Genomic DNA, 26,595 nt, shown 5'->3' on the forward strand with positions numbered 1-26,595 from the left:
GGCGAAGCTCTCGCTGACGGCAAAGTGCCCTGCCGCCGCCCGGCAGGAATGGCCCGCCTCGACAAAGTCGGCGACCCGCACCCGAAGATCGAGAGAATAGCAGTGACCCATGATCCACCTCCCGTTCCAGCAAGTGAATCACAGATCGCACCAGGCCAAAACCCAGGAGTCGAATTTCCAGTCCGATGCTTTAATCCCATACTGCGCCGGGTAACGCGTCGAGTGGGATCTTGAGGTAGCGCTTTCCATTCTCCTCCGGCGCAGGCAACCGGCCGCCTGCCATGTTCACCTGAAGAGCGTGCAGGATCAGCTTCGGCATCGGCAGCTTGGCATCCCTGGCCTGGCGCAACGCGACGAACTCTTCTTCGTCGCGGGCCTTCAAGAGGTGAACATTCTCCGCCTTTTGCTGGCCGACCGTGCTCTCCCAAGCCGGGGCGCGTCCACCAGGCATATAGTCATGGCCGGGATATAGGCGCGTATCGTCCGGCAGGCTGAGGATTTTCTGAATGGTGCGCCACATGGCGCGCGCATCCCCGCCTGGAAAATCGCATCGCGCTGTGCCGAAATCGGGCATGAACAGCGTGTCGTGAATGAACGCCGCATCACCGATCACATAGGTGATCGAAGCAAGAGTGTGGCCGGGAGAAAAGATGACCCGCACATCCATTGAGCCGATCTGGAAAACATCGCCATCAGCGAACAGGCGGTCCCATTGCGAACCGTCCGTCGCAAGGCTGTTCGGAAGATTGTAAATCTTCTTCCAGAGCTGCTGCACCTCCACCACCCGGTCTCCGATGGCGGTCTGCGCACCGGTTTTCTCCTTCAGATAAGCGGCAGCGGAAAAGTGGTCCGCGTGAGGGTGTGTATCGAGAATCCACTCGACCGTGAGATCGTGCTCACGCACGAAAGCCAGCAGGGCATCGGCGGACCAGGTTGCAACCGATCCCGATTTCTCGTCGTAATCGAGCACCGGATCGATGATGGCGCAGCGCCGCGTCTCGGGATCGGACACGACATATTGAACGCTACAGGTCCGTCGTTCGAAGAAGGCATCGACCTGAGGCCGACCCCTGGATTGCTCACCGGCCGGTTGGGTTAAAGGCGCTGTGCTCATGACCCCTGCTCGTTTGGCGCAACCGCGTCTGCGACCGGTATTTTACCCCAGCCGCCGGACAAGCATCCTAATCAGGATCGCGGCTGCGGCACAATCCGGATGTAAGGCTTCGGGGATTTCCAGCCTCCCGGATAGATCTTGTTGGCCTCTTCGTCCGAGACCGAGCCCGCGATGATCACATCCTCTCCCTGCTTCCAGTTGACGGGGGTCGCGACCCGGTGCTGCGCCGTCAGCTGGAGGGAGTCGATGACGCGGAGCACCTCATCGAAATTGCGGCCTGTCGTCATCGGATAGACAAGGACGAGCTTGATCTTCTTGTCGGGACCGATCACGAAGACATTGCGCACGGTCTGGTTATCCGCAGGTGTTCTCCCCTCGGAGCTACCGCTTACGGTCGCGGGCAGCATTCCATAGAGCTTTGAGATCGAAAGATCCTGGTCGCCGATCATTGGGTAGTTCGGTGCATGGCCTTGCGTTTCCCTGATGTCCTCAGCCCATCGCGCGTGATTGCCGACAGGATCGACACTCAACCCGATGATCTTGACGTTGCGCCGGTCGAACTCGGGCTTGATCTTGGCCATATAGCCCAGTTCGGTCGTGCAGACCGGCGTGAAATCCTTTGGATGTGAAAAGAGTACGCACCAGGCATCGCCGATCCACTCATGGAAGCTGATCCGTCCGTCCGTCGTTTCCGCCTCGAAATCGGGCGCGACTTCGCCAATTTGGAGTGTCATGAAAGCCTCCTGCTGCCGATCTTATGCTGGGGATGAAGCTAACTCTGAAAAAAAGCGCGGTGAAGGCGCGCAAAGGGATAGCTTGGCAATATCAAGTGGCTGACAAAGGCGTATCGATCTGATGCCGGATCCGCTGAATGTAGAGATCGTAATATTCATCGAGCCCAAAATTTTTGCCCAGATCCCTGCAAAGCAGAATGATCTCAAGGGCTCGCTGCCACTCATGGCTGCGATAGGCATCGAGCATCGCGGAGTTTCGCTCGTTCAACGTCAGAAAATTTGGCCCCAAGGCGACATCCGCACGTCCTAGGACCGTGAAGATCCGCTCCAGCTCATTCTTTCCCCTGACCCGCATGTAGTCGATTTCAAGCACCGCAAACCGGTGGCGAACCGCCATGGCCGTCTTCTCACCCGTGATGATGGGAACACCGTATTGCTTTGTCAGGCCTTCGAGGCGAGAGGCCAGATTCACGGAGTCGCCTATCGCCGAATAATTGAAATGCAGGTCGGAGCCGAAATTGCCGACGACGCAAAGGCCCGTGTTCAGGCCGATGCCGATATTGAGCGGCGGAACCGGCTTGTCGTCGGCAGCCTCGTTCTGGTGGTGCTCATTGAGTTCACGAAGGCTGTCCAGCATCGCAAGAGACGCCTCGCAGGCATTCACCTCATGAGATGCATCGTCGAGCGGCGCATTCCAGAAGGCCATGATCGCATCGCCCATATACTTATCGATGGTTCCATGACGCTCCATGATGTCCCGGGTGAGCGGCGTGAAGAGCCGGTTGATGAGAGCGGTCAACCCTTGCGGATCGTCCTTGTAATATTCGGCAATGGTCGTGAAGCCGCGAACATCCGAGAAGAGAACGGTCAAMTCGCGCTGCTCTCCGCCGAGCGTCAGTTTCTCAGGCTTCTGCGCCAGCTGCTCGACCAGATCGGGGGAAAGATACTGGCTGAATGCGGACCTGATCCGGTAGCGGTCGGCCGAAACGGTCACGTAGTTGGTGCACACCAGAACCGCATAAACCAAAAGGCTCGAGATCAAGGGAAACGTGTAGTCGATCAGGAGATGGAGATAGGTGAAACAATACCAGGAGAGCCCGAGAGTCACGACGGCGGTCATGCCGCCGAGCACGAAGAGCGTTCCCGCATCAACCCTCGGCGCAGAGGCAATCAGGATCAGGCTCAGGATGGTCGCGAGGGCAAGTTCGACAACGGCCGTGTAACTTGGCCGGCTCAAGGTCGCGCCCGTGAGCGCGCTCTCCAGAAGCTGGGCATGCAGTTCGACGCCTGGAAGCGCCGGGTGAACGGGAGTGACCTTGAGGTCCAGAAGACCGGCGGCGGAGGTTCCGATCAGCACCATCTTGCCTGCGATGCGCTCGGCGGGCACCCGGCCTTCGAGAAGATCGATGGCGGAGATGTATCGTGCGGGATCGTGAGGTGCGAAATGAATCCAGATCCGCCCTTTGCCGTCTGTCGGAATTTCCAGATCCTGAACGCCGACGCTGCGTACGCCGCTCGCGTCCGTCTTGATCAGGGTGGCCCCTGACCCTGCGGTGACGCGCAGCATCTCAAGAGCAAGGGAGGGAACGACGACGCCGTTCGCGAGGGCGACAAGGGGAACGCGGCGGACAGTGCCGTCCAGCTCAGGATTCATCGAATAGATGCCGTGCCCCCGCGCCGCCTCGTCGAGCACGGGCAGATTCCGCAGCAGGTGTGGAAAATCGGTCAGGAAGGGGCGCGGATCGAGCCCCAGAGTCGCGATGCCCGATTGAGATGAGGGCTGAGCGACCGGTGCCGCTCCCGAGACCCGATAGCCCGATTGCCCGAGCACGACGTTCGACGCCCGAATGGCTTCGGCAAAGATGACGTCGTTACTGGGCAGGTGCCGGAGTGTTTCCCGCGTGCTCTCGTCTATCCCCTGAAACGTCTCGGCCGCGACTTCCGGCGAGCTGCGGTCCGGCTCGGGGAACAGCACGTCGAATCCGATCACGATGCTGCCGCGTTCGGCGATCTTCGAGACCATATCGGCCATCAACGTTCGCGGCCACGGCCATTGTCCCAAGGCCCGCAGGCTTCGTTCGTCGATATCGACGATGGTCACGAGCTCGTCGTGCGCATCGCGCGGATGCAGCATCTGATAAATGTCGAAGGACTTATGGCGAAGGGCCTCGATRGGCCCCGGGTCCCAAACCCGAAGCGCCAGGAGTTCGAAGAGAAGCAAGAGGCCGACGATGCGCCCCATGCCGATGCGACGCATGCCTCTCAGGAGGGACGTCATGATGGCCCCTCAGCTGTCTCCCGATTATCCGGATGATGTGGGCGCTCCGTTGATCCCATCAGGTTGCCATGAAAGATATCTGACGGGACAATCCGCAAAAGCATCGGCGCCTCACAGGACGAAGTCGGTGGAGCGCGGCAGCGCGCCTTCGATGGTCAGCTCCGTTCTCAACACTTCTCCACTCGTGAAGGTGACGACGGCGGCGACGTTGTTCTGGCCGCCCACGATGCGGTTCAGCCCTCCGATCGAGAGATCGAGCGACCAGCCTTGAGATGTCGCGATGAGATCCTCCCGGCCGACCTCGACGATCTCCCTGCCGTTCACGAAAACATCGACATCGGCGATATCCCCCCGTTTGAGCGGCACGCCCAGAACAGCCGTCTCGATTTGATGCGGTGAGACCAGGCGCGACGCTCCGTCTGTATTGTCGATGGCGTCCAGCCGCGAAAGGTCAGCCTCCGCTCCAATGCCGATTGCGGCGATCTGGGCACCGAACTCATTGTTCAGCCTCGCAAGCTCGCCCTCGGTCGATCCCTGCCCGGAGCCGTCGGAAAGGAAATACAGTATGTTTGTCTCATTGCCCTGATCCAAGTCCTGCAATTTGACATTGGCGGCCCGTAAAGCCTCGGCAAAGTTCGTCTCTCCACCGGCATCGAGACTCTTCAGGTAATTCGCAATCGTCCCGTCTCCTGCGCCCCCAAGATTGAAAGTGGCAGCCGCTGTGGGCAGTTCATGCGAGCCCGAGCCGGAAGTCGGGTCGGCAGCGCCATTGAAGGGAATGACAGTGATCGAGACGTCATAAGGAGAAAAGCCGAGATCGCGGATGCGCTGGGTCAACGCGATAAGGCCCGCGATTTCCGCATCCAATATGGTGTTCGAATGGCCGTCATTGTTCAAATCGCCGACCCGTGCCCCATCGAATTTTTCGGATGTGCTGCCGGAGACATCGACGAGGTAGAGAACGTTCATCTGCGGCTGCACGACTGGGCCGAGGCTGATGGCGATGTCGAGATCCGTCGTCGGCGTGGTCGTCGCAGACTGCGCGGCCATGGTGAGCGCAACAGCCTGATCGTTGAACTCAATCGTACCGCTCGCCGAAGCCGTTTTCTGGGCGGCTGAGAATGTTCCCGATCCTGTCACTGTCAGGGTCGCATTGGCGTTACCGGTCCCCCCTTTTGCGTCGGAAACTGTGTAGTTGAAGGTAATCGTCGCGGTTTGACCGGCGCTCAGTGCTTCGAAATCGTCGCCGGGATCGAAAACCAGATTCCCCGATGTATCGAAATGAACCGTGCCTTCGAGGGGAGACGTCCAACCCGTGACACGAAGGGTATCTCCATCCATATCGTGATCGTTGCCACGAACGTTCAGGATAGTTTGTCCGGTCTCGGCGACATTGGGAAGGGAATCATCGGCTGCGACAGGAGCGTCGTTTCGGCCCGAGATGGTCCAGGAAGCCGAAGTTGGAACGCGTGCGCCATCGATCAGGAGAGTGTAGTTGACAGTGATGGTCTCGGTCTCTCCCTGGCCCAGATGCTGATAGGCCGGATGGGAAGGATCGAGATAGAAGCTGTGTGAGCTTTCAATGTATCTCACGCCCGACGGCAGGGATGCTGGCAGGATCACGAGCGGCTCGGCTGCGCCGGAAGACGAAGTGCCGAAATCCGTCACGGCGGCGAGCCGCGCGAGTGGCCCATCCTCAACGGCCCGGCCACGCAGTGGCTCCGGAAGGGACGGAGTGATCGGCGTGATCTGATCGCGGATTTCCGAACGCTCCGGCATGATAAACCTGATGTTGAGCGGTGTCTGATCGGGAGGATCGATCGACATTTGGAAATTCGCCGGAATGATCAGTTCATGATCAGTGTCGCTACTTCCCCTCCTCTGCGGCTGGGGCGTGAAGACCTGGAAGAGGTTTTTTACGAAATCGTTGTCGCCACGAAGATCGTCGGCCGTTTTCGTGATCTGCGTAATCTGTGGTTCGGCGGCGGCGACAGGCGTCAGCAGGGTCGCCACACGGGGGTCCGAGACCGATGTGAGCACCCGGGAGTGATTGTTCCTGTCCAGGAGAACGACATGACCGACGCTTCCATCCGGCTCGGTCAGAACGGAGACCTTCGTAACCCCGCTCAATGCCGAGATTTCGGCCTGAACGGCGGTTCCCCGGATCGCCATAGTGGCGACGGGCGTATCGACCTTCATGTCGCCGGTCTTGGCGATCTGCCCCGCCACGAAGCCGATGACACCTTGAACGAGCGTGATTAGCGTCGAGTTGGACGTCGATCCTGCTGCATAGACCATGTCATTGAGGACGATGCGCGCATCGGCGGACAGAAGAAACACGGTTCCGTCATTGAACCGGATCGCAACCGTTGCATTCGATCCTGTCTGAACGACATCCCCTTTGACGACAGTGTCGCCTAAGCGTAGCTCGACAGGAACGCCGTTCCGCAGAACCGTTACGGAGCCGGATACTTTCTCCACACGGCCGATCGGAGGCCGCGACCCTGCCAGATCGGCAGCCTGGGCAGCTTGGGCATAGCGCACCGGCTGCTCATCCGCCGTCAGCGCCTCGACGGTGTCTCCCGTCAAGCTGGCGCCCTCGGGTGTGGTGAGGCCCGGGCGCCGCTCTCCCGTGAAGTAGTTCAGGATGATGGCCGTCGCATCCTGCCCGTTGAGAACGAGATCGGATCCGGACCGTTTGAAATCCCCGGTGAAGAGAAGGTCTTTGTCGGGGAAAACGATGGGCTTCTGGGAGTCAGCATGACGGCTCGACGCCTCCGCGGCATCGATTTGAATGTCGTAGATGCTGCCAACCGCGGATTGAAGCACGGCCGAGCCCTCTGTTCGGTGAATGATACCTGTTTCACCAAGACATTCCTACGAGAATCAAATCTCAGAGGCTCGACAACTGATTTTAATACTGGTCGATTCTATCAATGTTCCTTCTCTGGCGACACGAATATATTGAAATATTAGGGAGTACTCACAGAGAGACCTCACTTCTTCTCGGCCAAAAGAGCAATTAGCGTGATTACGGCATATCGGTGCTTTCCTGATGAATAGTTGCCTTGGATGTCACTCCGCCAGCCACGGGAATGGGCATCGCATCCGGCGCGGTGCATAGGTTCGTCATCTGCACGAGGCCGTAGCCGAAGGTGGCGTCCCGCCCGGGCTCGCCGAGGTCGCGCGTGCCGTCCTGCAATTGCTTCTGAAGGTTCTCGGCATCGGCTTCGGGATGAGTGGATCGCACCATTGCCATGGCAGCGGAGACGAAGGGAACCGCATAAGACGTTCCACTCTTCGCAGCGCTTCCACCATTAGCTTGTGCCGTTTGGATCTCGACACCGGGCGCCGCGAAAGTCACATACTGGCCATGGGTTGCGCGGCGGTAGACCTTGAGTTCCCGATCTACAGCCGTTACGGCGATCACGCCGGGATAAGCTGCGGGGTAGGACGGCTCGGCACCCGCGCCATTGTTGCCGGCAGCGGCCACAAGGATAATTCCCTGCGCGCGTGCGGCATTGATTGCGTCTTTAAGAACCTCGTTCGGCGGTCCTGACAGGCTGAGGTTGACGATCTTTACGCCACGATCCGCAAGAGCCTCGATCGCTCTGACTAGCGAGAGCACATCCGCTCTATCGGCAGTGCCGCTTACTTTGGAAAACGCATCGACCGCAACGAGCTTCGCCCGCGGCATCAACCCTGGTGCCGCGCTCCCCGCGCGCCCGACGAGCAGCGCCGCGATGGCCGTGCCATGATCCTTCGAGGAATTGCCCTCCGGCGCGTCGGAAGTGTCCACAACCTCAATGGATTGTCCTTTCAAAGCGTCGTGATCGAGACGGATGCCGGTATCGATGAGCCCGATTTTCGGTGGGGCCGCGCATTCATCGACGGCAGGAGGAGTCCAGCCGACCAGGATGGAGGCGTCGCAACCAGGCGCCGAACAAGCGGGCGCACCTTCATCAACATAATAAAATGTATCCAGATCAGCCGATGCCTGCAGATTGACCCGCTGAACGGCGCGTCGGGCCTGCGCGATGGACATGCCTTTGGGAAGATTCAGCCGAACGATGCGGGAAGAGATCACGCCACGCGTTTGTGACGTAGCCAGCAGACCCGAGGCCGCAAGTCTGGCCAGATCCTGCTCGGAGAGACCTGCCACGACGATCGAGTTTCGTGATTGGCGCGGCTTCGAGGGCGAGCCGAGCGGCTCGATRTGATCATTGATCGGGGCGGCTGTGCGAGAGACACTACCTTGACCGGTCACACCCCGAGCTTGAGCACCGGAAGCAGCCTTTCCTGCGTCGCGGGATGCATTGCCCTTTCTATCTGCAGTTCTGCTTTGTCCACGGCTTGTGGACTTGGTGTCTTGGACCGCGTCGACATGAACCTCCTTCACCTTGGCGGTGAGCTGGATTTTCACGACTTCGACCGTCTGCGGTGTTTTGGCGGCCTTGCGTGCTTGTCCCGGCGCCTCACGCGACTTGCCCGGCGTGCCGTCCGCTTTGTTTCTATGCGAGCCTCCTGCGGACCTGGCGCCATTGCTCTTGCTGCCCCCGTTACCATTGTTGCCGCTCGAAGCGCTGTTTCCGCCATTTCCGACGCCGCCGCTTGCACCACCGCCTAAGCTACCAGCGCCGCCTGCGCTTTTTCCGGAGTTGCCTTGATTGCCATCGCCGGCGCCTCGCCCATTGCCGGAATTACCGTTACCACTGTCGCTGCTTCTGCCCCCGCTATTTCCATTGCCCGAATTGCCTGGATTGCCGTTCCCCCCGCCATTGCCGCGACCGCCGTCGCCACCCTTCCCACCACCGTTACCATTTCCGGAATTGCCATTTCCGGAGTTGCCATTGTTGCCATTTCCGCCGCCGTTCCCATTTCCCCCGCCACCTCCCTTCGCGAGGGCGAGCGACGGCTTGATGTGAAGGTTGGCGCCTGTTCCGCCATCGAACTGCACTTGAACGGGTGCGGCAATCGCCGCGCCACCAGCCAGGATAACGAAATATCGCCACGCACGCGCCATGCCCGTTCCTTACAAGTCCTTTCCGGCCCGCGTGAGAGACAAGAAACACGCATGAGCCGAAAAATGATACCCAGTTACATCCCTCTCGGATGCAATCCGGGCGCTCGCGCCCCAACGAGAAAGACGATTGGGCTCGCCTGGGCATACGCCAAGGCAAACCAATATTGATAACGACGCAGTCCGGATTTGTATCCAACGACGACGCTGTAAAGATTGCAGGCAACGTCAGGAATAAAATGGGCCAGTATCCGTTTTGATGAACAAAGGGCCACGCGGAGAAAGGATGCCGACAGCCATCGGACAGGAACTAGTGGCGCTGCTGCCACGGCTGAGGCGCTTCGCGCTTGTGCTCTGCCGCTCGCCCTCCCTGGCGGACGATCTTGTGCAGAGCGCCTGCGAGCGCGCACTTGCTCATGCAGCCAGCTGGACGCCTGGGACACGCCTCGACGCGTGGGTTTTTCGCATCCTCCGCAACAACTGGATCGACCACCTGAGGCGAACGAGGACTGAGGGCATGAGCGAGGATGTCACGGTGCAGACGGAGATCGTCGGCGACAGGGGTGAGGAACCGGCCCTGAGCAAGCTGATGCTGGCCGAGGTCCAGCAATGCATCAATGCCCTGCCGTCGGACCAGCGGGAGGTTCTGCTTCTCGTCTGCGTCGAGGACCTGGCCTACCGCGAGGCAGCAGATTTGTTGGGTGTTCCGATTGGAACCGTGATGAGCCGTCTCGCCAGAGCCCGCAAGCGGCTCGTCGAGATGACGGACGCCGCCTGACGGCTCAAAAAGAGATTACGGGGTGATGCCGATGGCACAATTTCATTTCAACGATGAGATCCTCATGGCCTTTGCCGACGGAGAGCTGGACGAGACAATCGCCGCCTCCGTCGAGCAGGCCATGGCGAAAGACCCAGCCATCGCGCAGCGCATTGCAGGCTTCCTGCGCAGCCGCCGCATGATCCGGCTGGCGTATCCCGAGGAAGCATTGCCCGATGTCCCGCCTGAACTGAAGGCCGCGGTGCTGGCTCAGATCGAGCGCTTCGAGGCACCGCTTCAGCCCCAGGCACCGCTGGAGGCGCCAGCCTCGCGGCAAGCATCTGCCAGGGGGCACTGGTCCATCGGGTTCGCCATGGCAGCGGGCGTCGCCGCCCTCGCCTTTGCAGCGATCGGATATATGGCGGGTCGACAAGGCACCTCCTCACAGTCTCCCGGTCCCATCGCGCAACTATCGGACCCGGAAATCAGCCGTGTCTTGAGCGAAAGTGCATCCGGTCAGGAGCAGGCCCTGCCCTTCGGGCGAATGCGGGTGATCTCGACCTTCCGCGTGGCGAATGGATCCCTATGCCGGGAGTTCAGGCTTCAGGTCTCCGCGGGATCGTCAGATGCCATCGCCTGCCACGCGGATGGCTGGACGGTGACTTTCGCCGTTGCATCGGCCACAGCCCAGGAAGGCTACGTCCCCAGTGACGGATCGGACCTCATGGCAAGCTATCTCAAAAGCGCCGGTGCCGGCGAACCGCTCGTGGACGCTGCGGAAGCACAGGCTTTGAACCAGGTGCGAGTAGGACGATAGGGCAACGCCGCTCCTACGGCTGCGGAAATTTTCTTCAGTGCTGGAATAACCCGGGTCGCCATCCGTTTTGCATTTAGGCAGGCGTAAGGAGATCCACAATGCGGATAGTACTCGTCCTGGTGTTCGTCGTGTTCTCACTGGGAGCCATGGCGACATTGGATGAATCCGGGACAGCCTCGGATCGCTCCAATGTGTCTCCTGCCATGGCCGGCACACTTACCGGGGCCGTCAAGATGGTCCGAACGATCAGGTCACATTTGCAGAGCGGCGACCAGCAGCAGACCTGGTCGGAAGCTTCCGTAGACAGTCAGGAGCCGCCATATCTCGGTGTTGGTGAAGTTCTTCCCGAGGAAATGACGCTTTATGCAGTCCCCAGGCACGAATCCTACCGATATGCCGTCCTGCAAGGTCAACGGGTCATCGTCGACGCAGCATCTCGCCAGATCGTCTACATCATCCGGTGATGTACGTGCTGCATCCTGAAAACAAGGTTTGGATCCTGAGAACGGAGAGGTCCTCATGTCACCGGATCGCACTCATTTGAACAAGGTACTCAAAAACAAGGTACTTGATAATGAGGCACTTGGCGGGAACGATCAGAAAGCGCCTGTGACCACGGTTCACGTTTGCGGCCACCCTCGGCCTCTTCTTCGCAGGGGGCTGGAACAGCTCTTTGAAGGCACAGGCTTCGTCCTGTCGGGAGCCGCAATCTACGGACCGCCTCAACACTCTGCTATCGAGCATCCATCGCCTGAGCTTTTCATCGTGGATGAAAAATATTGTCCGTTGGCAATATTTGAATTGATTACTCACTTGAAGGCACTGAATTCCGAAGCGCGCGTGATCCTTCTCACCGATCACCTCGAGGCCGGTGCCGTACTGGCAGCTCGCAATGCCGGAGCGGACGGAATTTGTCTCACGAGCAGCAACCCTGAGGTGCTGCTTCATTCCATGCAACTCGTCATGCTCGGAGAAGTCGTCGTTTCGTCGGAGCTGATCCTTGCAGCTCTCGCAGCGCCCGCGAGCGAGGCCGAGGCTCCGCCCGAAGTCAATCTCGGCATCGAGCCGGCCTTTGGCCCCGCGCCCAAACAACTCCTTTCCAACCGGGAGACCCAGGTGCTGAGCTGGTTGAAGGAAGGTGCGCCCAACAAGGTCATCGCGCGCAAGCTCAATGTGGCGGAAGCGACCATCAAGGTTCACGTCAAGGCCATCCTCAAGAAGATCGGTGTCGGCAACCGTGCCCAAGCGGCCATCTGGGCGGCACATAACATGTCACTGGAAACGGCCGGGCCATAATCGAGTGCAGACATTACCAGCAGACAGAGGCTTCATCATGCTCACTTACAACCTGTTCCGTCATAAGGACGAGGCCCACCTGTTCTGCGCCGTTCCAGAGGACATGCCCGTTCCGGCTTTCCTTAATGACGACGAGTGGGTCTATTCATGCCCGATCGACAAGAGATTGTTCGCCCGCTTCGAGACTTCCACGCAAAGCCCCACGCCGGGCAGCGAAGTCATCATCCTTCAATCCAGGCGAAAAACCTTGGCCACATCATCCTGAAACGGTCGAGCCCATACGAGAAGAGGCGGCCATCAAGGCCGCCTCTCCTGCTCTTTGAAATTTAACTTAGCGAATGACCTGCACGATCTTACGGCTGCTCGGCTCAACCAGAACCGGCGTGTCGTTGACCACCGTGTAGCGGTAGCCCTTCACCTTGTAATCTGCAGGAACTTCATAGTAGGTCACACCAGACTCAGGCAGGACCGCGCCCACGCGGACTTCTTCACGATAGGCATAGGACGGCACCTTCTGCGTCGTCACATATTGGCGGAACTCCGTCCGCTGCTGATCGGCGATACCGCCAGCGATGGCACCCGTGACACCACCGACCACTGCACCGACCGGACCTCCAACGATGGCACCGGCTGCCGCGCCCGTAGCGCCGCCCGCCGCAGCCCCACCAGCCTGAGCCAAAGCCATTCCAGGAACGAAGGATGCCATGAGAACACCGGCCAAAAGGATCTTCTTCGACATGGATAACTCCCGAGTTACAGATCCGAGCAAGCTGCTCGTTGCCTATTCAACTCGATTGCCTCAAGTCGGTTTCAAGTTTTAGCAAATATAAATTTTTCGAACCTGTGAATTCATATTTATGAACACAGCATTAACAAATCTGTTAGCTTAAATTCATCGAGTTATAAGCTTCTGAAAAAGTAGACGCTCGGTCATTTTCTTCACTCACGCATATCATAGCGCTTTGTTGAGGCTCCCCTAAGGTCTTCCATTCCCGTGAGAGTGCGTGAAGTTCCAGCTATCCCTCTTCGCTCAAGATACTCGTAGAAGGCAGCGCTTACTCAAGCCTCGCTCGAAATAGCCATGCAGCCATTCCCAGCGTCACGACCGCGATCAACGCGAGAGGCACCGTGAGGGAGATCACTTCGGTGGTCGGGATATCTTTCAGGAAAACGCCGCGCACGATCACGAGGAAATAACGCAGCGGGTTGATGGTGGTAACCGGTTGCAGCCATTCCGGCATATTCTCGATGGGTGTCGCGAACCCAGAGAGGAGCATCGCCGGAACCAGGACGAGGAACGCGCCGAGGATCGCCTGCTGCTGCGTCATCGACAGCGCGGAAATGAACAGCCCCAGGCCAACGATGGACGCCATGAAAAAGATCGAGCTGCCATAGAGCAGGATAAGGGAACCGCGCAGCGGGATGCCGAACACCACGACGGCGGCTAGGATATAGATGGTGATATGTACGAGCCCGATCATCATCGGCGGCAGCAGCTTGCCGATAAGGATCTCGTGGGTTCTGAGCGGCGAAACCATGAGCTGGTCGAAGGTGCCGAGCTCCCGCTCGCGCGCGATGGATAGAGCGGTGACGATCAAGCCGATCAGAAGTGCAATGCTGCCGATGAGGTTCGGCACCATGAACCATTGGTAGATCAGGTTCGGATTGAACCAGTTGCGCGGCACGACCGTGACCACCTTAACGTTCCGTTTCCCGGCGGGCGTATCGGCGGACAGGCCGGCCACGATCTGGTTGAGATAGCCGCCCACGATCTGCGCGGCGTTGGAGCGCCTTCCATCGAGGATGATCTGGACATCGGTCGGCTGGCCCGCCTCCACCTCGCGCGAGAAGTTCGGGAATATCTGAACGGCGGCGATGACCTTTTGTCGGTCTAGCGCCTGATGAAGAACGTCAGGTGAATCCGTGAATGAAACCGTGCGAAAGGTTGGAGAGCCCTCGATCCGTTGCACCAGTTCGTAGCCCCAGCGGCCCGTATCTCGGTTGAGCACCATGATGTCCACGTTGCGCACTTCCAGGGTCGCCGCGAAGGAAAAGACGACGAGCTGGATGATCGGCGGCACGATCAGGACGATGCGTCCCTTGGGGTCCCGCAAGACCGCCAGCAGCTCCTTGACGATCAGGGCCTTGAGACGTGTCCACCACATATCAGGCGATCCTCTTGCGGATATTACGGGCGGCGAGCACGAACAGGATCGTCCCCATCAGCAGCATGATGGCGATGGCACGCCCGAACATCGGCCAGATGTCTCCCGCCAGAAACACCGTCTGGAGGCTCGGGATCAGGTAGCGGGCGGGCACGATCACCGTGATCCACTGAATGACGAGCGGCATCGAGTCGATTTCGAACAGAAAGCCCGACAAAAGGAAGGCCGGCAGGAAGGCGGTGATCAGGGCAACCTGGGACGCCAGAAACTGGTTCTTGGTGACGGCAGAGATCAACAGCCCCTGCCCCAATGCCGGAATGAGGAATGTCGCGCACAGGGCATAGAGCGCGATGAGGGATCCGCGAAATGGCACATCGAAGACGAAGACCGCGAGCAGCAGGCAAAGGGTCATAGCCGTCAGCCCGAGCAGGAAATACGGAATGATCTTTCCGAACAGAAGTTCGGTTGCGGTGACGGGCGTCGCCATTACCGCCTCCATCGTGCCGCGCTCCCATTCGCGGGCGATGACAAGGGATGTCAGCAACGTTCCGACGAGCGTCATGACGATGGCGATGGAGCCCGGCACGAGAAAAAAGCGGCTCGTCAGCTCCGGATTGAACCAGAAACGTTGCTCGACCGTCACCGGAGGCGCTTCGCCGACACCTGCCGAGCGGCGCAACGCCGCCCAGGTGGCGACCGTACCCTGCGTATAGTTTTGCACGAAGTTGGCGTTGTTGGGCTCCGAGCCGTCCACGATGACCTGGAGAGCGGGCTTTCGTCCGGCAACGAAATCGGCCGCGAAGGTCGCGGGGATCACGACGATGCCGCGCACGCGCCCGAGTACGAGATCGTCTTCGAACTGCCGCCGGTCACGGCCATAAGTCACGGCGAAATAAGGGGACGCCTGAAAGCTCGCCGCAAGATCCTCGGTCACTGGTGTGGAATCCTCGACCACGAGGCCGATGCGGGTGCGGGCGGTATCGAGGGAGACCGCATAGCCGAACAGGAAGAGCAGGATGGCGGGCAGGATGAGCGTGATCAGGATGCTGCTCGGATCACGGACGATCTGGTAGATCTCCTTGCGGATCAGCGTGGCAAGCCTGCGGGAGTGATCGGATGCGCTCATGCAGCGCTCCTCTCGGCAGTCTCGCTCCTCTCGGATTTTTCTATGAGAGCGATGAAGGCATCCTCCATCGTCGGGTCAGGATTTGCCGCATCGGCCACCTCCGCCTTGAGTTCATCGGGCGAGCCCAGGGCAATCGAGCGGCCGCGATAGATGAGCGAGATGCGGTCGCAATATTCCGCCTCGTCCATGAAATGCGTGGTCACCAGAACGGTGACGCCCTTTTCGACCAGTCCGTTGATATGGTTCCAGAACTCGCGGCGGGTGATGGGATCGACACCGGAGGTCGGCTCATCGAGGAAAAGAACCTGCGGCTCGTGCATGACCGCGCAGGCCAGCGCCAGACGCTGCTTGAGGCCCAAAGGCAGATCTTTGGCGGACATGTCCACGCGGGCCCTGAAGTCAAAAATCTCGGTCATCAGCGCAATGCGCTCGCGCCTATGCTGTCCTGACAATCCGTATACGCCAGCGAAGAAATCGAGATTCTGGCCCACGCTGAGATCGCCATAGAGCGAGAATTTCTGCGCCATGTAGCCGAGCGTATTGCGGGCTTGCGCTCCATCCCGGCGCAGGTCGAACCCTGCCACGCGCCCCTCGCCTTCCGTCGGCTTCAAGAGGCCGCAGAGCATCTTGAAAGTGGTGGACTTGCCGGCGCCATTGGGACCAAGCAACCCAAAGATCTGGCCGCGCGGTATGTCGAAGGTGATGTGGTCGGATGCGGTGAAATCGCCGAAGCGTTTGGTCAGGCCGTGGGCTTCGATGACGGGCTTGTCGCCCCTCGTAGGCAGGGTGCGGGTCTCTTCCGCGAGCTTGGAATATCCGCCGGGTCCACCGCCCAGCATGTCCACGAAAGCATCCTCGAACCGTGGAGGGGCCTTCTCGACCTTTGCCTCCGGCCCGGCATCCGCAAGGATCGCTGCGGACGGCACCATGTTCGGCTTCATGACGAGCCTGATCGCCTCTCCCTGGATCACGCCATCGACGACGCCTTCCTGTCCCAACGCCTTTGCAAGAAGCTGGCGCCGGCGTCCGACGATACCCGTCAGGCGAAACACGCGGCCATCGACGCGCGAGGTCAGATCCGCCGGCTTGCCGGCGAACAGAAGCTTGCCCTGATTGAGCAGGAGAACGCGGTCGCACGCCTCCGCCTCGTCGAGATAGGCGGTGGACCACACGACGCCGATGCCATCCTTCGTCAGGTTCTCCACCATCTTCCAGAGTTCGCGACGCGAGATGGGATCGACCCCGACACCGGGTTCATCGAGAAGAAGCAGCCGTGGCTTTTTCAGTAGCGCGCAGGCAAGCCCAAGCTTCTGCTTCATGCCGCCCGATAGCTTGCCCGCGAGACGGGTGGTGAAACGCTTGAGATCGGTGAAGGTCAAGAGTTCGTCGAACACCGCCGGACGTTCGGCCTTCGGCAGGCCGCGCAGATCGGCATAAAGATCGAGGTTCTCCTGAATCGTCAGGTCCTCATAGAGGCCGAAGCGCTGGGGCATGTAGCCGATGGCAGCCTGAATGTCGGCGGGCTGTTTCGCCGTGTCGAAACCGAGCACGCTGAGCAAGCCAGATTCCGGCACCATAAGTCCGGTCATCAGGCGGATCAGAGTCGTCTTGCCCGCACCGTCGGGTCCGACGAGGCCGGTGATCTCGCCACCGCGGATCATGCCGGAAACGCCATCAAGAGCCGGAGGCGCGGAGCCGAACCGCTTGGTGACATCGCTGAGCTGGATGAACGCGGGCCTGTCTTCAGCAGCATAAGCGGGAGTCTGGGCAAGAGTTTCGGTCACAGCTCCAATCCCTTCAGTCACCGACGTCGGTGGTCCTTATTCAGTCCGTGCGGTTGATGTCGCATCGGGGAGCCGGATCGTCACCGGCATGCCCTGGCGCAGGGCGGTATCGGGCTCGTCGATGATCACGCGCAGGCGGTAGACGAGATCCGTGCGCAGATCGGGCGTCTCGACAGATTTCGGCGTGAACTCAGCAACGGGCGAGATGAAGCCGATGCGGCCCTTGTATGCTTTGTCAGGCGTGGTATCGCTCGTGACGTCCACGATCATGCCGGGATGAATGCGGCCCAGATCCGGCTCGGAAATGTAAGCCCGCACCCACACATCACCGGTCAGTGAAATGGCGTAAACGATATCGCTCGGCGCGACGACGGCTCCTGCCTCTCGAACACGCGAGAGCACGATGCCATCCGATGGCGCACGCAGCTCCGTATCTGCGAGAGAAGTCCTGCTGGATTCCAGACTAGCCTCGGCCGCCTGAAGATTGGCCCTGGCTGCTGAGATATCCTCCAGTCGATTGCCCTCCTCCAACAGCTTCAGGGCCTCCTGCGCCGACTGCACCCTGGCGCGAGCCATGTCACGCAATGCCCTGGCCTGATCGAGGCTCGCCTGGGACACGGCTCCATTCGGGCGCAGGCGCTCGGCTCTGTCATGCGCCAGCTCGGCGTTCTGCAAATCCGCCTGGCTCTCCGCGAGCAGAGCCCGCGAACGCGCGATCTCCGCCTCGCGCGGGCCGGCCTCGAGCTTCTCAAGGGTCGAGCGCAAGGACTGGACCTGCGCCTCAGCCGCAGCGACAGCATCCCTGTAAGGCTTTGCATCGAGCAGTGCGATCAGGTCGCCCGCTTTGACTGTATCGCCTTCGTCCACCTTGACCTCGGCGATGCGCCCCTGCACGCGGAAGCCGAGTTGCACCTGCCGGATATCGACATTGCCATAAAGCGTCGTGGTGTCGTGGCGCGCCTCGACCCAGCCGAGCCGGGTCGGCACGTTGAACCACCACGCGGCACCTCCGCCCAGAAGCAGGAGGGCCAGGACGATCGCAGCGATCTTCTTCCTGTTCATAACACGGACCCTTCATGGCCGAGTGCCGCAACAAGCTCGCGGGCATGCGCTTGGATGGCAGAGAGTTGTTCCGGACCGATGGATGACCATCCAAGCTTGGCCATCACGGCCGCGCGGGCCATGCGGAAGACAAGCACGCTGCCGAGGAGCGAGAGCGTGCGCAGGCGAATATGCTCCGACGACGGATCATCACAGAGCAGGATGCCCACCAACCGGCCCGCGACATCGAACATCGGGCTCATGATGGCATCGTAGATGCGCCGGAACGCCTCGGTCGGATACATCTGTTCGCGGATGATGAAGCGGGCCCAAGGCTCCGATTGTTCGCTGACGAATAGAGCCGCCACGGTCTCGACGATCTGCGTGAGCAGAGCGCGGGCCTCCGCCACACCGACAGGGTTTCTACCCTCGTCCGCCTCGAAAAAGCGCCCCCTCACCTTGTCCCGCATGGGAGACACATGAACGCCGATCTGCTGAGCGATGAACTCGGCCGTGGCGATATAGAGGCCTTCCTTGCTGCCGAAATAATAAGGGATGGCCTGTTGGTTCACCCCGGCGGTATCCGTCAGCATCCGGGTCGTGGCTCCGTCGAAGCCGTATCGGCCGAACACATCGATGGACGCGCTCAGAAGCTTCTCACGGGTCAGATCGCCGCGAACTATCTTGGTTTGTTGTGCCGTCGCCATCGTTCACCTCACGTAACGTCAATTTAATTCGATTGAATGATTTAGTCAATCATTTGAATTAAATTTCGAGGTCGGGTGTGTGTGAGGAGGTGCGCTTCCGCACAAATCCCTCAAAGAATGGCCGGTTATCTTGATTAAGGCCGAGCTTCGCCTGTTAGACTCTTTGCGGCGGCGCCGGGCCCCCCGGCACCCCTAACGGTTGCCGATCCGGGATGCCCGTCTAGCTTTTCTCTGGCGTGCAGTGGTTGAGGTAGAGCGATTGGGTGAAGGTTTTGGGTGTGGTGCGCGTCAGCGCGGCGGGTGAGGGAATGYCGTGTCCGGAAAGCGCATTCCCTCACCCCTGCCCCTCTCCCGCCCGGGAGAGGGGATGCACTGTAATCCGCGACATGCAGAGTGGATGAAGCGCAGCGCTGTGGCTTTGCGCTGCCTCTTAAGCGACCGTTCTCACGGAACGATGTGCCCGATCCAGTGGGGGGAGCCGATCAATTCGTCTTCATGTCTGCCGTTGCAGCGAGATCCGGGATCTTGTCCGCAGGCTTCTTGGGCTTGCGAACGCGCTTCACGGGTGCCCGGGCGGGCGCAGCTTCTTCGGATGTCGGCGTCTCGACGGCCTTGGCTTTTTTCTTCGGCGCCTTGCTCACGTTCTCGGAGGCAGTGGGCTCCTTCCGAAGAGTCTCCAGGCCCTTCTGCACGGCCTTCAGGAAGGTCTCGGCATGGGACAGCGGCTCATTCAGACGTGTGAGCTTCGACAGCGTCCGTTCCAGCTTTTCACCACGACGGATGGCTTTCGCGATGAGAGAAAGCTCTTCACCGTCGACTTTGGACTTCTTCGCCATTGAGTACTCTCTTGGATGTGGATGCCGCCTCGTTAGCAGGCTAAGGGCGGCAAAAACAGTGAAGTTTCCATGACAGTTTGATGACAGTTTCTCCCCGAATGAAACGCGGTTGCGCGCGTTGTGCCTCAGTGGCCACTGAATATGAGGGTCTGGATCGGCAGCAACAGCGCCTGAATTCGCAGGATCATGGCATGCACGAGGCCGACTGCATCGACAGCGTGAAGAACCAGCCCTCTGAATGTACCTACCTTGCCCGACGCGATCAGGTCGTGGTTGCTGGTATAGGCATTGGCGATGCAGGAACTGCCCGGCGACACCCCGTCGAGGCCGCCTTCATAGAGAGGCTCTAGGAAAACGAGGATGGTACCCGGCCGCGTCACCTGCTGCGGATCGAAAAGCTGTTCGCCGCTGCGGATCTGGCCGGCGGCGATGAAATCCTGCACTCCCGTCACGACCATCGGGATCACCGTCCACGGCTTCGAGACGCACGTGACCTCGGCAACCATACCGGCTTTCATCACCTGCGCCTCGATCTGTCCGAAGCCCGCCTGCAAGCGTCCGCGTCCCGCGTCGGCTGGAATCAAAATCCCCGCCGGACGCATGAACGGATTGACGACATCGCCGACCCGCAGCGTGAACTGCTCCACCTGCCCATCCACACCGGCGCGCACCACGGTCTTCTGCAATTCCACTTCCGCCTGGGCCAAAGCGGCTTCAGCGCTGGCCTTCTCGGCGGGAAGGAGTGTCGAGAGCCGGGCTTCCGCCTGCTGCTTCGCAGCACTGGCGGCGTCGATCGTACCCTGGCGTCCCTGCACGGTAACCTGCAATCTTTCGATATCCCGCACCGCCACGGCACCCGGATTGCGGCGGTAGATTTCCTGCTTGGTTTCCAGTTCGTCCACGGCCTGCTGATAGGCGCTCCTGGCTTCCTGAATATTTCCTTCGGCAGCCGCGATGTCGGTCTTTGCAACCACCATGGCGGCTTCTGACTCGGCGATCTTGCGGCGCGCAGCCTCCGCGGCCGCCTGCTGCGTCGAACTATCGAGGCGGAAGATCGGCGCGCCCTGCTTGATCGAGCTGCTCACACCTTTGACATAGATCTCCGCAACCCGGCCGTTGGTTTCCGGCAGGATAGGAACGGTGCGGAATAGTGCCGTGGCATTCGTGGTCGAGGGATGATTGTAGAAAATGACCGTGATCAGCCCGATCGTGAGCATCAGGCAGGCAATGATGCCCCACCGCAACTCGAACCAGACCGAAAAGAGCGTGATCTCACGGCCGATGCGTTTTCCTTGCGCATAGCGGCGGTAGAGATAATCCGGCAGGATGGTCAGCAGCGAGCAGAGAATGAGCTCAAGCATGGATCCGCTCCTTTGGCATCCGCGAGGGAGTGACAGTCTCCGGCAATTCGGCAGATCCTTCGGTAGTCGCATCCTCGCCGACGGTTCTGTCCGGCTCGTTATCCGCGCCCTTGCCCGGAGGAATGCCTGCGATCTTCTCCAGCGAGCCTGCGATCCGGCGCAGCGGCCATCCGAAATCGGGAATGTCGATCAAGGCGAGCAGCAGACCGGCTACCCAGAAAGCATGGATATGCGTGAAGAGAGCCAGCAGGCCCAGCACGGCGACGATTTCAAATTGCAGCTTGTGGCTCTTGTGAGCCATCCGCTCGGGCAAGGTGTGCAGCCGCAGGAACAGCAGGCCAATCGCCAGGACAGCAATGACCAGGAATACGGCCATAATCACCATCCAAACATCGGTCTCGCCGGGTGCAGTGATGAAACCCGGCAGAAGATGGGGAGCCGCTGGGTTGAGAGATGGGGTCATATGGCTTCTCCTAAAAAAGCGAGCACCGAACCCTTATACTGACTCGGCAGCGCCCGCCGGCTTGACGAGTTGCAGCCCTTCATGGGCGATGGCGGGCCCCGCCTCCCCGCCTCCGGCCACTTGCACTGTCGGCATGGCAAATTTGATTCCGTTCTCGTCGAAAGCCTGCTTGATGAGGGCAAGCGCCTTACGGCGGATCGTGAATTGCTCACCGGGCAGCGTGGTCATCTTCATGCGGATCTGAATCGCGAAATCACCGAACTGCTCGACGCCCTGCATCTTGAGCGGTTCGATGATGTGGGGACCGAATTCAGGATCCTCCGCGATATCCTGCCCGATCTTCTTGATCAGCTTGCGCGCCTTTTCCAGATTGGTGTCGTAGGTGACGTTGATCTGGAACTTGTCGATCACCCAGTCGCGGCTCATGTTCTGCACCGCTCCAAGTTCTCCGAACGGCACCGTGTAGACCGGACCGCGATGATGCCGCAGCTTGATCGAGCGCAGGGAGAAGGACTCCACTGTGCCCTTGTAGCTTCCGCTCTGAATGTACTCGCCGACCCGGAACGCATCGTCGAGCAGATAGAACACCCCGCTGATGACGTCCTTCACCAGCGTCTGCGCGCCGAAGCCGATAGCAACGCCGACGACGCCTGCGCCCGCGATCAGGGGACCGATTTCCACGCCTAGGGCGGACAGCATCATCAGTATGGCGACGACGGCCAGAACGGCGAAGAGCACGTTGCGGAAAATCGGCAGTAATGTCCGCAGCCGCGCCCGGCGCGAGGCGGCCTCGCCGCTATCCGCCGTGACCGCTTCGGCCCGAGCGAGCCTGTGGTCGATCAGCGTTCGCACCACCTGCCAGACCAGATCCGCAACGAGAAGGATGACCACGCTGCTCAGGGCGCCTCTCACCAGACGGGTGATCAGCGTGTCGCGGCTTGTCATCTCTACGAGATCGACGTTCCAGACGTGGGCCAGCAGCAGCACGGCCCCGACGATCAGAAGCGCTCGCAGTCCGCGACTGAGGTAAATCGACATCAGGCCGACTTCTCCGGCCATCGAACCATCGGGCGGACGCGTGGCGTGGCGGCTTGCCGTCTCGATCACTGCAATGGCCCATGGCAGCAGCAAGGCCACGGCGCCGAGCCAGAAAAATCCCGTGAGGCCCGCGACCCACAGCCCCCATAGCAACACGAAGGAGAGAGACAGCAGGCCCGCCCGAACCGCATGCGAGTCCGTTCTGCGCACATGCGCCTCCGGCTCCACATCAGGCCTGGGCCGTGTCCAGACGGTATGGACAGCAATCGCCAGCAAACCGAGGCCGAGGGCATAGGCCATGACCTGCCGCGCCTCGCGCGAGAAGCCCAGGAGCCAGAGCACCTCCACCGTCGCCCATCCGAAAGCGAACCACCCGACGAACAAGGCGAGGCGCCGCTGCCAGAAGCGCGCCGCATCGGTGCTCATCGGGATCAGGCGAAAGCGCTCGATTTCGTGCGCCGTGTCGCTATGGGGCGCGAGCAGAAACCGCCCGGCCACCAGCACCAGCCGCAGCGATATCACCGCGGCGAGATAGGCAACCACCACCTGTTGCAGAAGCGGCGGCCAGTCGAAGGCGAGGAAGGCGCCGATGCTTCCCACGGCGAAGATCAGGACGCCGAGCACATTGAACGCGAGGCGCACCGCAAGGATGCGCAGTCGTCCCCACACGGTCTCGACAGGCTGCGACAAAGCCCGGTGCCGGAAGGCGGCGGTCAGCCTTCGGAAAAGCCATTCGGTTCCCGCGCCCAGCGCCAGGAACCCGCCGATGAGGATGAGCACGGCAACCAGGCGGCGGCCCTGAAGCTCGGCGAGAAGCCGAAGGCTTGCGTTTCGGAATTCGTCCGGCAGGCGCGGCACGGCGGCGGCAAGCGCGGCAAGATGTGCCTGAAGGCCCGTGATGCGCTGCGTCATCATGCCGGAAGCCATGCCCGGCGTTCCCGGCGCAGGAGCGGGCGCAACCTTCTGCTGCTCCTCCATCCATGTGCGCACGACAGGGTCCTGCATAAGCTGCAGCAATTGCTGAACCTGAGCGGGAGGAGGACTTGCAGGCGTATCCGACTGGGCATGGGCCGGCAGCAGGCCTGCCACGGTGCCGAGCAGCATCGTCAGGCCGCAGATCAGACCTGCCAACGGGGTGTACTTCAGTCGCTCCGGCATTGCAGAACTGCTTTCCTTTGCAACAGACGACCTCGGCCTTACGCCTCCACCAGCTTGTTGCGAATTGCGTAACGGATCAAGGCCGCCGTCGTATCGAGCTTGAGCTTGCTCATGGCGGTGGCGCGGTGCGTCTCGACGGTTTTCGTGCTGATACTGAGGATGTCCGCGATCTGCTTGTTGGTCTTGCCCTCGGCAACGAGCTGCACGACCGCTTTCTCCCGGGATGTCAGCGCCGATTCGTTCGCCGCGCCCTTCGACAGATAGGTGTCGAGCAGGGTCTCCGAGACCTTGCCCGTAAAGAAGGGTTTGTGGACCGAGAGGCTTTCCACGGCCGAGATCAGGGATTGCCTTGCATCGGACTTGAGCAGGAAGCCCCGCGCGCCCGCCTCCAAAACCTCGCGTACGAGGCTGTCGGTGTCATGCATGGTGAAGATCAAAACCTCTACGCCAGGAAGGCGACCTCGTATCTGCCGGGTTACCTCGACGCCGTTCACCAGCGGCAGGCCGTAATCGAGGATGATGATATCGGGCCGCTTGGCGAGAGCCATATCGATGGCCTCCTTGCCGTTCCTCGCCTCGCCGACAACCTCCCATCCCGCGTTCGCCTCCAGGATCGTCCGGACGCCGGATCGGACAACGTCGTGATCGTCAGCAATCAGGATGCGCATCGCGATGCCCTCCCTGCATTGATCCTGCGTTTTCAGGGAACGAGCTCCCGATACAGGACATGATACAGGATACATGGAGATACGCGCCGCCTCATCCGTGCGAAACCCTGAAATCCTCTGCGGAAAACCCTGAATTTTCAGGAAGCCCTCCTACCCTCGTCCACACCCGGGCGGACGAGCAAGGGGTTCAGCAGGTGCCTTGCCTTGAACAGAGCACGCCCGGCAATCGAGACCGGGAGGACAGCCATGATGGAGGTGCCGCCCGGACCCGTGCGAATCCGCAGGTTGCCGCCGAACTGCTCCAGGCGGGCGCGCATGCCCACAATCCCCACCCCGAGTCGGACGGGTCCATCGGAACGGCCCGGATGCTTCATGCCGCGCCCGTTGTCGTGAATGCGCACCATCAGCCGTCCCGAGGCGATCCTGGCATCCACGGAGACCTGCGAGGCATTCGCATGGCGGTGGACGTTAGTCAGGGCCTCCTGCACCACGCGCAGGATCGTGCGCTGGAGGTCGGGCGGGATCTCATCCACCTCCTCCGGTATCCTGATCCTGGCAACGAGACCGGTGCGGCCGGCGAAGCCTTCGGCGAAATCGCGCAAAGTGGCCTGAAGCCCATCCTTCGCGAGATTCGGCGGATGCAGCAGGTAGGTGAAGATGCGCAGCTCCCGCAGCGCCTCGTCCAACTGCTCCTCGATATCCCCGAAAGCCTTGCGGGATGCGGGTGTCTGGGGAACCGCTCCCTCCAACCCTGCGAGACTGAGATTGGCGGCCACGAGGTGCTGGGCTGTCGAGTCATGCAGCTCGCGGGCAATCCGCTGCCGCTCCTCCTCCTGGAGGGCGAGCAACTGCTCGGACAACTCGCTGACGCGGCTCGTTGCATGATCGGCGAGCTTGGACAGATCATGGATCGGCCGCTCGACCTGACGGGCCGTGAACAGAGCGGTAAGGCTGCCCGCATACAGAAGAAAGGCGAAGGGCCCTGCCATTTGCCAGAGCATGCTGCGGATGGGCGCATTGATAGCGGCAAGCGGCATAACGACCGTTGTCGTCCAGTTGGTCGCCCCCGAGCGGCGGAACGCGATGAGAACGGGGAGCCCGTGCTGGTCGACGGCTTCGGTCATCCCCTCAATGGTGCTGTCCGGCCCGGCATTGGCCAAGTGGTTGGCCAATGCCGTAGGAATCGGGATGTCGGATGCAGTCCGGCCATCCTGCTCCATCGCGATGGGTAGAAGCTTGCGATCATAAACACCTTTGGTCCAGCCGTACGGTACCTCCTGATCGCTCAGGATTCTGGCCACCCGCTTGTCCGAGAGGACGGTCGTGAGAAAGCCGCGCATGCGACCGTTGGGGTCATCGAGCCTGAGACTCAAGGCCACGACGACAGTGCCTTTGACCAAACCGAACATGCGGCCGGAGACGGCCCATCGCCGGTCCCGGATTCGAGCAATCTGCTCCTGATAATTGGCGAATTCGGTGTGTCGCGGCAGCGTGCTCCCGAGCGGACGCAAGGTGTTGATCACCTGCCGCTCCATATCGTTCAGCACGAGCCAGGAATCCTCGGGGATCGGAGTGGCCTTGAGCTGGTCATAGAAGGCCCTGTTGTCGCCGGAGAGAAGTGCCGGCGACTGCGACAGGCCTTTCAGCAGGTAGTTGACGGCGGATACTTCCTGATCAAAACCGAAGGACAGGTTCGATGCCGCGCCTGTGGCCCTGTGCAAAATGGCATGGCGCTCATCGAGCGCCCGCGAGAACAGCACGAATGCGAAGATGCAGCATGTGGCGAGAACGAAGGCCGTGAAGGTCAGCACCACGCGGCTGCGCAGATGTGGCAGCAAACCCGGAGACGATGCAGCTGTTGTCGATGCAGCGCTGTCATGCATACCGGCGATCTCTCCCGCTCACACGTGTGGGGCGACGCGATACTCACAAACTGCTCAAGTATAACATAGGTTAAACCCTGAGACCGGGTGCTGTCGAGCGACAGCTGATTCAGTTCTGTTATGACAGTGCAAATCGGGTGTCTTGGTGTAGGAAACGCGACCTCGAAGCCACTTTCGGACGTGAATTACAATCAGGGTCTATCCCCAACGATTTGGGGATTTTCCCTGATAGCGTTGGCCTTCGGCTGAAAGCACAATCCTTCCACACTGCGATGCGGGCGATCTCACAGGCTTGCCGAGAGCGCTTTCCGGCTCTGCTGTCGTGACGCCCGAACCGCAGAAAGCGGCG

The 26,595-nt window shown here is 60.5% G+C and carries 22 protein-coding genes and 1 pseudogene; 5 read left to right on the forward strand and 18 right to left on the reverse strand.

Going from position 1 to position 26,595, the window contains the following annotated elements; genetic code table 11:
- From ACXJKO_RS15165 to ACXJKO_RS15190, 6 genes and pseudogenes are all read right to left on the reverse strand, one after another.
- Positions 1-111 (reverse strand): IS630 transposase-related protein (locus ACXJKO_RS15165; protein ID WP_457091945.1); only part of this gene is annotated, 111 nt, incomplete at its 3' end.
- 79 nt (positions 112-190) lie between these two features.
- A pseudogene (locus ACXJKO_RS15170) lies at positions 191-1,066 on the reverse strand (MBL fold metallo-hydrolase); the annotation flags it as partial.
- A 119-nt stretch (positions 1,067-1,185) separates the two neighbouring features.
- Positions 1,186-1,848: a peroxiredoxin gene (locus ACXJKO_RS15175; RefSeq protein WP_457091922.1), complete on the reverse strand. Its 663-nt coding sequence runs from the start codon at positions 1,846-1,848 to the stop codon at positions 1,186-1,188.
- 91 nt (positions 1,849-1,939) lie between these two features.
- A complete protein-coding gene (locus ACXJKO_RS15180) occupies positions 1,940-4,126 on the reverse strand; it encodes a CHASE2 domain-containing protein (protein WP_457091923.1) in 2,187 nt (728 codons plus the stop codon).
- Between the two features lie 111 nt (positions 4,127-4,237).
- Positions 4,238-6,955 (reverse strand): Ig-like domain-containing protein, encoded by a 2,718-nt coding sequence (locus ACXJKO_RS15185; protein ID WP_457091924.1) that lies wholly within the window; start codon positions 6,953-6,955, stop codon positions 4,238-4,240.
- A 202-nt stretch (positions 6,956-7,157) separates the two neighbouring features.
- On the reverse strand, positions 7,158-9,149 hold the full coding sequence (locus tag ACXJKO_RS15190) for a S8 family serine peptidase (protein WP_457091925.1): 1,992 nt from the start codon (positions 9,147-9,149) through the stop codon (positions 7,158-7,160).
- Between the two features lie 283 nt (positions 9,150-9,432).
- Between ACXJKO_RS15190 and ACXJKO_RS15195 the strand changes: the two genes are divergently transcribed.
- The 5 genes from ACXJKO_RS15195 to ACXJKO_RS15215 all read left to right on the forward strand — a co-directional run bounded on the left by ACXJKO_RS15195 (position 9,433) and on the right by ACXJKO_RS15215 (position 12,281).
- A complete protein-coding gene (locus ACXJKO_RS15195; protein WP_457091926.1) occupies positions 9,433-9,924 on the forward strand; it encodes an RNA polymerase sigma factor in 492 nt (163 codons plus the stop codon).
- A 31-nt stretch (positions 9,925-9,955) separates the two neighbouring features.
- Positions 9,956-10,720 (forward strand): anti-sigma factor family protein, encoded by a 765-nt coding sequence (locus tag ACXJKO_RS15200; protein WP_457091927.1) that lies wholly within the window; start codon positions 9,956-9,958, stop codon positions 10,718-10,720.
- Between the two features lie 98 nt (positions 10,721-10,818).
- Positions 10,819-11,184: a DUF1236 domain-containing protein gene (locus ACXJKO_RS15205; RefSeq protein ID WP_457091928.1), complete on the forward strand. Its 366-nt coding sequence runs from the start codon at positions 10,819-10,821 to the stop codon at positions 11,182-11,184.
- Between the two features lie 55 nt (positions 11,185-11,239).
- On the forward strand, positions 11,240-12,016 hold the full coding sequence (locus ACXJKO_RS15210) for a LuxR C-terminal-related transcriptional regulator (protein ID WP_457091929.1): 777 nt from the start codon (positions 11,240-11,242) through the stop codon (positions 12,014-12,016).
- A gap of 37 nt (positions 12,017-12,053) precedes the next feature.
- Positions 12,054-12,281 carry a hypothetical protein gene (locus ACXJKO_RS15215; RefSeq protein ID WP_457091930.1) on the forward strand — a complete coding sequence of 76 codons (228 nt, stop codon included), beginning with the start codon at positions 12,054-12,056 and terminating at the stop codon, positions 12,279-12,281.
- A 66-nt stretch (positions 12,282-12,347) separates the two neighbouring features.
- Here the strand turns inward: ACXJKO_RS15215 and ACXJKO_RS15220 are convergent, their stop codons facing one another.
- From ACXJKO_RS15220 to ACXJKO_RS15275, 12 genes are all read right to left on the reverse strand, one after another.
- Complete coding sequence (locus ACXJKO_RS15220; RefSeq protein ID WP_457091931.1) at positions 12,348-12,755, reverse strand: DUF1236 domain-containing protein; 408 nt, start codon at positions 12,753-12,755, stop codon at positions 12,348-12,350.
- 316 nt (positions 12,756-13,071) lie between these two features.
- Positions 13,072-14,181 (reverse strand): ABC transporter permease, encoded by a 1,110-nt coding sequence (locus tag ACXJKO_RS15225; RefSeq protein WP_457091932.1) that lies wholly within the window; start codon positions 14,179-14,181, stop codon positions 13,072-13,074.
- Position 14,182: 1 nt separating this feature from the next.
- Complete coding sequence (locus ACXJKO_RS15230) at positions 14,183-15,307, reverse strand: ABC transporter permease (protein WP_457091933.1); 1,125 nt, start codon at positions 15,305-15,307, stop codon at positions 14,183-14,185.
- Positions 15,304-17,034 (reverse strand): ATP-binding cassette domain-containing protein, encoded by a 1,731-nt coding sequence (locus ACXJKO_RS15235; RefSeq protein ID WP_457091946.1) that lies wholly within the window; start codon positions 17,032-17,034, stop codon positions 15,304-15,306. Before ACXJKO_RS15235 ends, ACXJKO_RS15230 begins: the two co-directional genes overlap by 4 nt.
- Before the next feature lie 93 nt (positions 17,035-17,127).
- Positions 17,128-18,153 carry a secretion protein HlyD gene (gene hlyD / locus ACXJKO_RS15240; protein WP_457091934.1) on the reverse strand — a complete coding sequence of 342 codons (1,026 nt, stop codon included), beginning with the start codon at positions 18,151-18,153 and terminating at the stop codon, positions 17,128-17,130.
- On the reverse strand, positions 18,150-18,839 hold the full coding sequence (locus ACXJKO_RS15245) for a CerR family C-terminal domain-containing protein (RefSeq protein ID WP_457091935.1): 690 nt from the start codon (positions 18,837-18,839) through the stop codon (positions 18,150-18,152). Before ACXJKO_RS15245 ends, hlyD begins: the two co-directional genes overlap by 4 nt.
- A 482-nt stretch (positions 18,840-19,321) precedes the next feature.
- The gene (locus ACXJKO_RS15250) at positions 19,322-19,675 is read right to left on the reverse strand and encodes a hypothetical protein (RefSeq protein ID WP_457091936.1); all 354 of its coding nucleotides are present in this window, start codon (positions 19,673-19,675) and stop codon (positions 19,322-19,324) included.
- Between the two features lie 125 nt (positions 19,676-19,800).
- Positions 19,801-21,036, reverse strand: coding sequence for an HlyD family secretion protein (locus tag ACXJKO_RS15255; protein ID WP_457091937.1), 1,236 nt, complete (start codon positions 21,034-21,036; stop codon positions 19,801-19,803).
- A complete protein-coding gene (locus ACXJKO_RS15260; protein WP_457091938.1) occupies positions 21,029-21,499 on the reverse strand; it encodes a hypothetical protein in 471 nt (156 codons plus the stop codon). Before ACXJKO_RS15260 ends, ACXJKO_RS15255 begins: the two co-directional genes overlap by 8 nt.
- A gap of 33 nt (positions 21,500-21,532) precedes the next feature.
- Positions 21,533-23,695 carry a mechanosensitive ion channel domain-containing protein gene (locus ACXJKO_RS15265; RefSeq protein WP_457091939.1) on the reverse strand — a complete coding sequence of 721 codons (2,163 nt, stop codon included), beginning with the start codon at positions 23,693-23,695 and terminating at the stop codon, positions 21,533-21,535.
- Between the two features lie 38 nt (positions 23,696-23,733).
- Complete coding sequence (locus ACXJKO_RS15270; protein WP_457091940.1) at positions 23,734-24,363, reverse strand: response regulator; 630 nt, start codon at positions 24,361-24,363, stop codon at positions 23,734-23,736.
- 137 nt (positions 24,364-24,500) lie between these two features.
- Positions 24,501-26,246: a sensor histidine kinase gene (locus ACXJKO_RS15275; RefSeq protein ID WP_457091941.1), complete on the reverse strand. Its 1,746-nt coding sequence runs from the start codon at positions 26,244-26,246 to the stop codon at positions 24,501-24,503.
- Between the last annotated feature and the right edge of the window lie 349 nt (positions 26,247-26,595).

The sequence above is a fragment of the Microvirga sp. P5_D2 genome, from assembly GCF_054049475.1.